We start from the raw sequence: 7918 nt of genomic DNA, 5'->3' as shown, positions 1-7918 counted from the left end.
GGCCACGATCTCGGTGTAGACGGCCTTGGTGTTCTCCCCGATGGCCGCGGCGAAGTCGGCCGGGTCGTTGGAGTCGACGAACGTGGTCTCCACGCCGGATAAGTGATCACACTGCTTTGCAGCAGTGCCTTGGCACGCTCAGCTCCCTCCGAAGCGAGGAACACCTGCACCGAAGCGCTGAGGGCCTGCGGATAGCGGGTGCCCAAATCCGAAGTGTGCTTGATCTGGTGCTTGCTGGGAATCTGTTCCACGGATACGGCCTCGGACCCCGTCCATACCAGCAGGGAAGCAGTTTCACGCGTGCGCTCGGCGAGCTCGCGCAGGACGGGGTAGGCGATCCGGCGGACATCCAGGTCGGCAAGCAGCGGGCCCGCCACAGCGATGATGCCCATGCCAAGCCGGAAGCGCCGGGAAACCTCGTCGCGCTCCACCACATCTTCCTGCTCCAACGTTGCCAGGATCCTGGAAACGGTGCTCTTGTGCAGGCCGACCCGCGAGGCGATCTCGGTAACGCCCAGCAGGGGCTCCTCCACGCTAAAGCAGCGAAGCACGGCAAAGACGTTGGAGATTACGGAGGCGCCTTTGGCCTCCGGCTGGGTGCTGGAATCGGAATCTTTGTTGCTCGCTGTGGGTGTCATAGCGTTCCTATTGTTGCCTATCTGGATGCAGAATGCGGCGCCACTGGAAGTGGCGCCGCATTCTGCATCCGTCAGTCTGGGCGTGGTGCCCGACTCTTTAGGCGTCGATGATGTTGTGTTCGGGGCCGAAGCCGAACTTGGTGATGTTTTCGGCGCCGGTTTCGCCGACCACCAGGATGTCGTGCTCGCGGTAGCCGCCGGCGCCGGGCGCACCGTCCAGGACGGTGATCATCGGTTCCATCGAGACGACCATGCCCGGCTCGAGCACGGTGTCGATGTCCTCGCGCAGTTCCAGGCCGGCTTCGCGGCCGTAGTAGTGGGAAAGCACGCCGAAGGAGTGGCCGTAGCCGAACGTGCGGTTCGGGAGCAGGCCGTGGGAGATGTAGATCTCGTTCAGTTCCGCGGCGATGTCCTTGCACACGGCGCCGGGCTTGATCAGTTCCAGGCCGCGGCGGTGGACCTCGACGTTGATGTTCCACAGGCGCAGGCTCTCCTCGTCCGGCTGGCCCAGGAACATGGTGCGCTCCAGGGCGGTGTAGTAGCCGGAGGTCATCGGGAAGCAGTTCAGCGACAGGATGTCCCCGCGCTGCAGCCTGCGGGTGGTGGCCCAGTTGTGCGCGCCGTCGGTGTTGATGCCGGACTGGAACCAGACCCAGGTGTCGCGGACTTCGCGGTGCGGGAAGGTGCGGGCGATTTCGTGGACCATGGCCTCGGTGCCGATCAGGGCGACCTCGTATTCGGTGATGCCCTCGCGGATGGCGGCCTTGATGGCCTCCCCGCCCAGGTCCCCGATCCGGGCGCCGTGCTTGATGACCTCGATCTCCTCGGCGGACTTGATCATGCGCTGGCGCATGGCGTCCTGGGAGACGTCGAGGAGTTCGGCGGTCTCGAACGCGGCCTGGATGCGCTGGCGGGTCAGCACCGGCAGGGCGTCGTCCTCGACGCCGAGGCGGCGGGCCTTGATGCCGCGCTGGCGCAGGGCCTCCTGCAGGCCGAAGTAGAAGTTGTCGCGCTTCCAGTCGGTGTAGACGATGTTCTCGCCGTAGCTGGTGCGCCACGGCATGCCGGCGTCGATGTTCGCGGTGACCGTGACCGAGTCCTCGGCGGTGACGACCAGGGCGTAGTTGCGGCCGAACGTGGTGTACAGGAAGTCGGAGTAGTACTTGATGCCGTGGTAGCTGGTCAGGATGACCGCGTCGAGTTCCTTGGCGGCCATGATCTGGCGCAGGCCGGCCAGGCGGCGTTCGAACTCGGCGTCGGAGAAGGTCAGCTGCTGCTTCTGGCCGTTGTGCAGGACCTTGAGGCGCTCCAGCTCCGAAACATTCGTGGCATTGCGGGCGTCAGTGGTCAGGGACATGATTCTCCTTTGAATGAGGTGGGTTGCTTCAGGACGAAGCGGGTTCGGATGTAGTCAGAAGGGTGGTTGAAGGATCGGAGGTTTCGGCGTGCGGCGCCGGCTCCAGGTTCGGCGTGAACCGCCGGTGCACTCTGGGGCCGAGCACGGCGTAGAGCGAGGCGCTGGTCAGGCCGCCGGCCAGCCAGGACAGGTCCAGGCCGCCCATGGCCACCGCGAACGGTCCCTGCATCACCGGCAGCAGGCCGTACATGAACAGCCAAGTGGTGAAGATGCCGCCCAGCAGAGCGGTCACGCCGGCCCAGTTCACGCCGGGCAGCCGGGTGGTGCCGACCGGATCGAACAGGCGGTTGACCGGCAGCGGGTTGCGCCGCTCCAGCCAGTAGTAGTGCACCAGCATGATGCCGCCCCAGGAGGCGACCCAGGCCACCAGGCCGATCAGCCAGGCATCCAGCACGGAGGCGAAGTCCTCCTGGTAGATGAAGAAGACCACTGCGGCGAGTGCGAAGACACCCACGATCAGGTTCAGGGCGCGGCGGTTGAGCTTGACATCCAGCGCCTGGGCGGCGACGGAGAAGGTGTAGATGTTCAGGATGTTGGTGGCGATGGGACCGTGCAGCACCATCAGCAGGACCGGGATCGCCAGGACACCGTAGTTCTCCACGATCAGCTGGCCAGGGTCGATCGACCCGCTCTTGGTGGCGAGGCTGGCACCGAGGATGCCCAGCCAGATTACCGGGATGAACTGGCCCAGCACGGACGCCAGATACACCTTGCGGCGCGGCACCTGGACACTCACGAAGCGGGAGTAGTCTGCGGCGTAGGTGAACCAGGTGATGCCCCAGCCGATTCCAATGGCGGTCATCACGGCACTCATGGCCGCGATCCGTTCGCCGCCGGTGAGGATTTCGCCGACAGGTCCGGCGTAGCCCCAGTCGATGTCCATCCCGAACCAGGCGACGGCGGACATGGCCACCAGAACGGCGATGGTCGGCGGGACGGTCCACTTCTCGAAGGCGGCGATGGCCTTGTATCCGAAGAAGGCAATGATGACCTGCGCGACCATAATGATGGCGGCCACGGCGATCTTCGCCACGTAGTTCGGCTGCGCGGGATCGACCCAGCCGATGCTGCCCAGCAGTGCCATGACCAGGTCCAGGATGATCCAGGTGTTGACGGCGCACCAGCCGATGCCCAGGGTGGCCTGGATGGCGGCTGGAAGGTAATTGCCGCGCCGCCCGAACGCCGCGCGCGCCAGCACCATGCCGGTGGCACCGGTGCGCTGGCCGATCAGGACGAAGAAACCGAAGAGGATCATGCCGATCAGGTTGCCTGCAACCAGGACGGTCACCGTATCGGCGAAACCGAGGCCCAGGTGGATGCCCAGGGCGCCCAGCACCCAGTTAATCGGGGCCAGATTGGCGCCGGCCCAGATCCAGAACTGACCGGCAACACTACGCGTGCGCCCTGACTCGGGGATGGGCTGGAGTTGCTGTTCATAATCATCCGTGGACGGCGTCGTTGCCGTATGTCCGGATGCCGCAGGAACTTCTGCGTTCATGGGAAAACCTCCAGTGGTTTAGCGATACTGATAGGCTATGTGGTCTGCGTCACCGCCAACAATAGACGCTGTGTCGAGTTATTTCCCCGCTGATTGGACGGATCGTCATGCCCCTGCCCTTGACCCGCATCTTCGATCACCCGGCTTTGCAAGCTGCAGCCCCGGTACTGCGGGCAGGGTCATCGGCCGCCGGGTCGGCGCAGGTCCGGTGGGTCCATTCGAGCGAGGTGCTGGACATCGCTCCACTGCTCCGCGGAGGCGAGCTGCTGCTCACCGGAGGCACAGCGCTGGCCCACACGGAGCCGCAGCAGCGCCGACACTACGTGACCGAACTGGCCGAACGCGGCGTCGCGGCCCTGGCCATCGAAACCGGCGGACCGCTGCCCGCGTTGCCCGCCGACGTCGTGCGCGCCGCGGATGAGGCGGGCCTTCCGCTGATCGAACTGCGCGCCGTCGTCCCTTTCGTCGGAGTGGCGGAGGCGATCAACAGCCTGCTGGTCAACGAATCCGTGGCAGTGCTCCAGCGCGCGGATACCCTTTCCCACACGATGGCCGCGGAGCTGGCCCACGGCGGCGGGCTCGACGAGCTGCTGGGGCTCCTGGCGGCCGATGTGCCTGCGGCGGCGTCGCTGATCGACCCCTCCGGCGAAATCTTCGCCTCCAGTGCGCCGCCGGCGCCGGCCGCGGAAGGGGACGGCCGCGAAGGAGACGGCGATGAAGGCACGACGCCGGCACGCACCTTGGATTTCGACGTCAGCGTACGCGGCATCGTCACAGCGACCCTCCGGCTGGAGCTGGGACCCGACGGCGACGCGACGCTGGCCCGGGTGGTGGCCGAGCGCGCGGTGGACATCCTCTCCTTGGCCCTGCTCAAGCGCCAGCAGCCCAGCCTCAGGGAGGTGGCAGGCGCCGAGCTGCTGCGCGCGGTGATCGGCGGAGCCCATGGAGAGCGGCTCCTGCAGCTGTGCGGGGCCGCCGGGATCGATCCCAAGCGCCCGGTGGTGGTGGTGGCCGGCCGGATGCTCGATGCCTCGCTGCGGGCCGGCGCGGTGGAGCAGCTCCTTCGCAGGCGGGCCCGGCACGTCGTGACCTATGTCAGCCACCACGAGCTGGTGGCCCTGGTCAGCCTCCCGGAATCCGGGACCAGCACCTCGAGGGCGGAGCTGCTGGCCGAACTGTCCGAGGCGCCCGCGGGTTCCGCCCTCGCCTGTGCTGTCGGCCCGGTGGCGCCGGGTATTGGGCTTGCTGCCCAGTCCCTTTCCGAGGCGCAGCTGACCTTCGATTTGGCCCGCGGGGAGCTGAAGCCCGGAGCGGTGCTGGACGCGGAAGCGCTGGCACTGGAACGACTGGCGGCCCGGCAGCTGAGCGAGACGGCGGTGCGCAACTTCGTCCAGGAACAGGTCAGCGAATTGCTGGAGCATGACGCCACGAAGGGGTCGCGGCTGGCGGAGACGCTGGACGTGTGGTTGGCCTCAGGCTGCAATACGGCAGAAAGCGCGCGGACGCTCCATCTGGAACGGCAGTCCATGCACAACCGGCTGCAGCGGATCTTCGAGCTGGTGGGCGGAGATCCGAGGGGCACGGAAAGGCTGGCGGGGCTGCATATGGCGGTGCGGCTGGGACGCCGCGGCAGCTATGGCCCGACGTGGCGGAGCACCTGAGCCGGGGTCAGTCGATGTACTTGTGCCGGCCGGCCAGGACGCCGAAGAAGCCCATCGCCACCATGAGGACCGCGGTGAGGCTCAGCGGCAGTGCCCAGTCCCCGGTGAGGTCGTACAGCGCACCGAAGGCGATCGGGCCGGCCGCCGCCATCGCATAGCCGACGGACTGGGCCATGCCGGACAGTGCCGCGGCCTGCTGATGGTGCCGGGTGCGCAGGCTGAACAGCGTCAGGGCCAGCACGATCATGGAGCCGCAGGCCAGTGCCAGCAGCACCGTCCAGACCAGGGACAGCTGCGGGGCCAGCACCAGGCCCAGGTAGGCTGTGGCGGCGAACAGGCCTCCGATCACTGCCACCGGCCGCTGGTCCGGCAGTCGGTGCAGCAGCGCGGTGGCGCCCAGGTTCCCGGCCACGCCGCAGATCTGGAACCAGAACATGTTCCAGCCGCTGGTCACCGCATCGACGCCGTGGCTGGCCTCGATGCTGGGCAGCCAGGTGCCGATGACAAAGAAAGCCACAGACTGAAGCCCCATGAAGATAGTCACCTGCCAGCCCAAGGCGGAGGTCCACGGCGACCGGAACGACGCCGGTGCTTCCGCAGCCGGGGAGGCTTCCGACGTCGTCCGCCACCTCAGTTTCGGCAGGAACCAGGCGAGTGCAAGCACCGCCAGCCCGGCCCAGATGCCCAGCGCCAGCCGCCAGCCGGCCGGCTCGGCGCCGGCGATCGGCACCACGAAGCCCGCGCCGAACGCCGCCACGACGCTGGTGACGGAAAAGTAGAGGCCGGTGATCGAGCCGGCCCGCTGCGGAAAGTCCCGCTTGACCAGCGATGGCAGCAGGACGTTCAGGAACGCGATGGCCACACCCAGCAGCGCGGTGCCGGTCCACAGTCCGCCCGGGACCTCGGCGGAGCGCAGCCCGATGCCGCCGGCAAGTACTGCGAGCGCAGCCCAGAGGGTGCGCTCCAGGCCGAGCCACCGTGCCGCAGCGGGCGCCAGCGGCGAGAACAGCGCAAAGCTCATCAGCGGCAGGCTGGTCAGCAGCCCGGCCGCGGCTCCGCTGAGGCCCAGATCCTGCCGGATCCCGCCGAGCAGCGGTCCGACGCTGACAAAGGAGACGCGCAGGTTGACGGCAATGAGCAGCACGCCGATGAAGGCCAGGCCCAGGCGGGCGCTCCGCTGCGAAACTGCCTGCTGGTTTGTTGTGGTGGTCATGCCTGCTCCTGTCCGGTCCGCAGATCCAGCACCCGCGCCTCTTCCACCAGGGCTGCGGCAATCTCCTCCGCCTCCCTGGACCGGCGCTGCCCAATTGCAGCCAGCAACTCGTGGTGCCTGGTTTCCAGCGGAGCATCGGGATTGGAGACGAGGGTACGGGAGATGCCGGCCATCACCGCTTCGTGCAGATGCGCGTACAGTTCGGTCAACAGCGCATTGCCGCTGGCGGCGACCACGGCGGCATGGAACGCGAAATCTTCGGCGACGTAGCCCGCGTCGTCCCGGCGGTCCCGGGCCGCGTCGCGCCGGCGCAGGATCTCCTGCATGTCCGCGATCTGTTCTGCGGTGGCCCGCTCGGCGGCCAGGCCGGCGCCCCGCTGCTCCAGCAGCGAGCGCACCTCGTAGGCGTCCCGCGGATTCCCGGCGCCGACGCGGCGGTGCAGGCTCACGCCCAGTTCGCAGCTGGCCCGCACATAGGTGCCGTCCCCCGCACGGGCTTCCAGCAGGCCGGCATGCACCAGCGACCGCAGTGCCTCCCGGACGCTGTTGCGGCTGATGCCCAGGTCCGCGCTGAGCTGGTTCTCGGCCGGAATCTTTTCACCGACCGGCCAGGTGCCGGAGGCGATCAGGTCCTTCAGCTGGTCGGCTACCTGCTGGGCCAGCGGAACGTTCCGCGCGGGTCGGGTGAGCTGCATCTGAGTCTTCCAAGGGTAAGCGGCAAATGTAGGACATTTGGACGTTACCTTGGAGATGGCGGTTTGGACAATAACCTGGTCCTCGGGTGCTGCCCGAAGTGCTGGTCGGGAACGTCCGTCAGTCAGTAGACTGTCGGCATGGCTGCTGCATTGGTTCGCCCTCGGAAAGGCAAGCTGATCGCCGGGGTCTGTGCCGCCCTTGCGACCCGTTTCGGCATTCCGAAGCTACTCGTTCGCCTCGCATTCATCATTTTCGGATTGGTCGGTATCGGAGAACTGGTCTACATCGCGCTGTGGATCATGATCCCCAAGGCGCCGGCCTGACGAAGTCATCAACGTCGAGGACTGTACCCTCGCCGCAGTGCCCCGCGTCCGGATTCTGGAAAACCTATGTGATGGACATGGCCACCGGCGACAAGCGCACCGGACAGGGCCGCAAGTTACCCGCAGCCCTGTCCGGGATATAAGGCGCCAGGCTGCACGACTACGGAACTTACTTCCGCCCCGGCAGCACCACCAGTGCATCCCCCACGGCCCGCTCGGTTCCGCCGGCGTTCGACGGAACATTGACCACCGAGCCGTCCACCACCATGGTGGTGGATCCGCCGCCGTCGAGGTTGATGGCCTCCACCATACCCAGCGATTCGGCCACCTGCGCCGCTTCCTGCAGACTGAGCCCCAGCGCGGAGGTCTGCCGGCCGTCCGCGGTCACCAGCAGCAGCCGCCCGGCGGCATCGATGCCGGCGATCGTGCGCGGGTTTCGCTTGTGGGCCCAGCCGTAGAAGTTGCCCGGATT

The 7918-nt window shown here is 67.2% G+C and carries 8 protein-coding genes; 2 read left to right on the top strand and 6 right to left on the bottom strand.

Annotated features, from left to right (window positions below; genetic code table 11):
* The 3 genes from AC5RW2_RS38990 to AC5RW2_RS38980 form a co-directional block, all read right to left on the bottom strand.
* Window positions 1-638, bottom strand: a 638-nt coding sequence (locus tag AC5RW2_RS38990; protein ID WP_494075188.1) for an IclR family transcriptional regulator, incomplete at its 3' end; no start/stop codon positions are given.
* 97 nt (window positions 639-735) lie between these two features.
* Window positions 736-1995: an aminopeptidase P family protein gene (locus AC5RW2_RS38985; protein ID WP_494075187.1), complete on the bottom strand. Its 1260-nt coding sequence runs from the start codon at window positions 1993-1995 to the stop codon at window positions 736-738.
* Between the two features lie 28 nt (window positions 1996-2023).
* Window positions 2024-3553, bottom strand: coding sequence for a purine-cytosine permease family protein (locus AC5RW2_RS38980; protein WP_494031544.1), 1530 nt, complete (start codon window positions 3551-3553; stop codon window positions 2024-2026).
* A 107-nt stretch (window positions 3554-3660) separates the two neighbouring features.
* Between AC5RW2_RS38980 and AC5RW2_RS38975 the strand changes: the two genes are divergently transcribed.
* Window positions 3661-5214 carry a PucR family transcriptional regulator gene (locus AC5RW2_RS38975; RefSeq protein ID WP_494031543.1) on the top strand — a complete coding sequence of 518 codons (1554 nt, stop codon included), beginning with the start codon at window positions 3661-3663 and terminating at the stop codon, window positions 5212-5214.
* Window positions 5215-5221: 7 nt separating this feature from the next.
* Here AC5RW2_RS38975 and AC5RW2_RS38970 read toward each other — a convergent pair whose 3' ends face one another.
* The gene (locus tag AC5RW2_RS38970; RefSeq protein ID WP_494031542.1) at window positions 5222-6427 is read right to left on the bottom strand and encodes a CynX/NimT family MFS transporter; all 1206 of its coding nucleotides are present in this window, start codon (window positions 6425-6427) and stop codon (window positions 5222-5224) included.
* Window positions 6424-7122, bottom strand: coding sequence for a FadR/GntR family transcriptional regulator (locus AC5RW2_RS38965; protein ID WP_494031541.1), 699 nt, complete (start codon window positions 7120-7122; stop codon window positions 6424-6426). Before AC5RW2_RS38965 ends, AC5RW2_RS38970 begins: the two co-directional genes overlap by 4 nt.
* 138 nt (window positions 7123-7260) lie before the next feature.
* On the opposite strand from AC5RW2_RS38965, the gene AC5RW2_RS38960 reads away from it, so the two are divergent.
* Entirely contained in the window at window positions 7261-7446 is a 186-nt protein-coding gene (locus AC5RW2_RS38960) for a PspC domain-containing protein (RefSeq protein ID WP_494031540.1), read from the top strand.
* A gap of 169 nt (window positions 7447-7615) precedes the next feature.
* Here the strand turns inward: AC5RW2_RS38960 and AC5RW2_RS38955 are convergent.
* Window positions 7616-7918, bottom strand: a 303-nt coding sequence (locus AC5RW2_RS38955; RefSeq protein ID WP_494075186.1) for a phosphodiester glycosidase family protein, incomplete at its 5' end; no start/stop codon positions are given.

It is taken from the genome of Arthrobacter sp. B0316-1-20, assembly GCF_059091865.1.
Note: the sequence above shows the minus strand (reverse complement) of the source record. Positions and strands in the feature narration are given on the sequence as shown.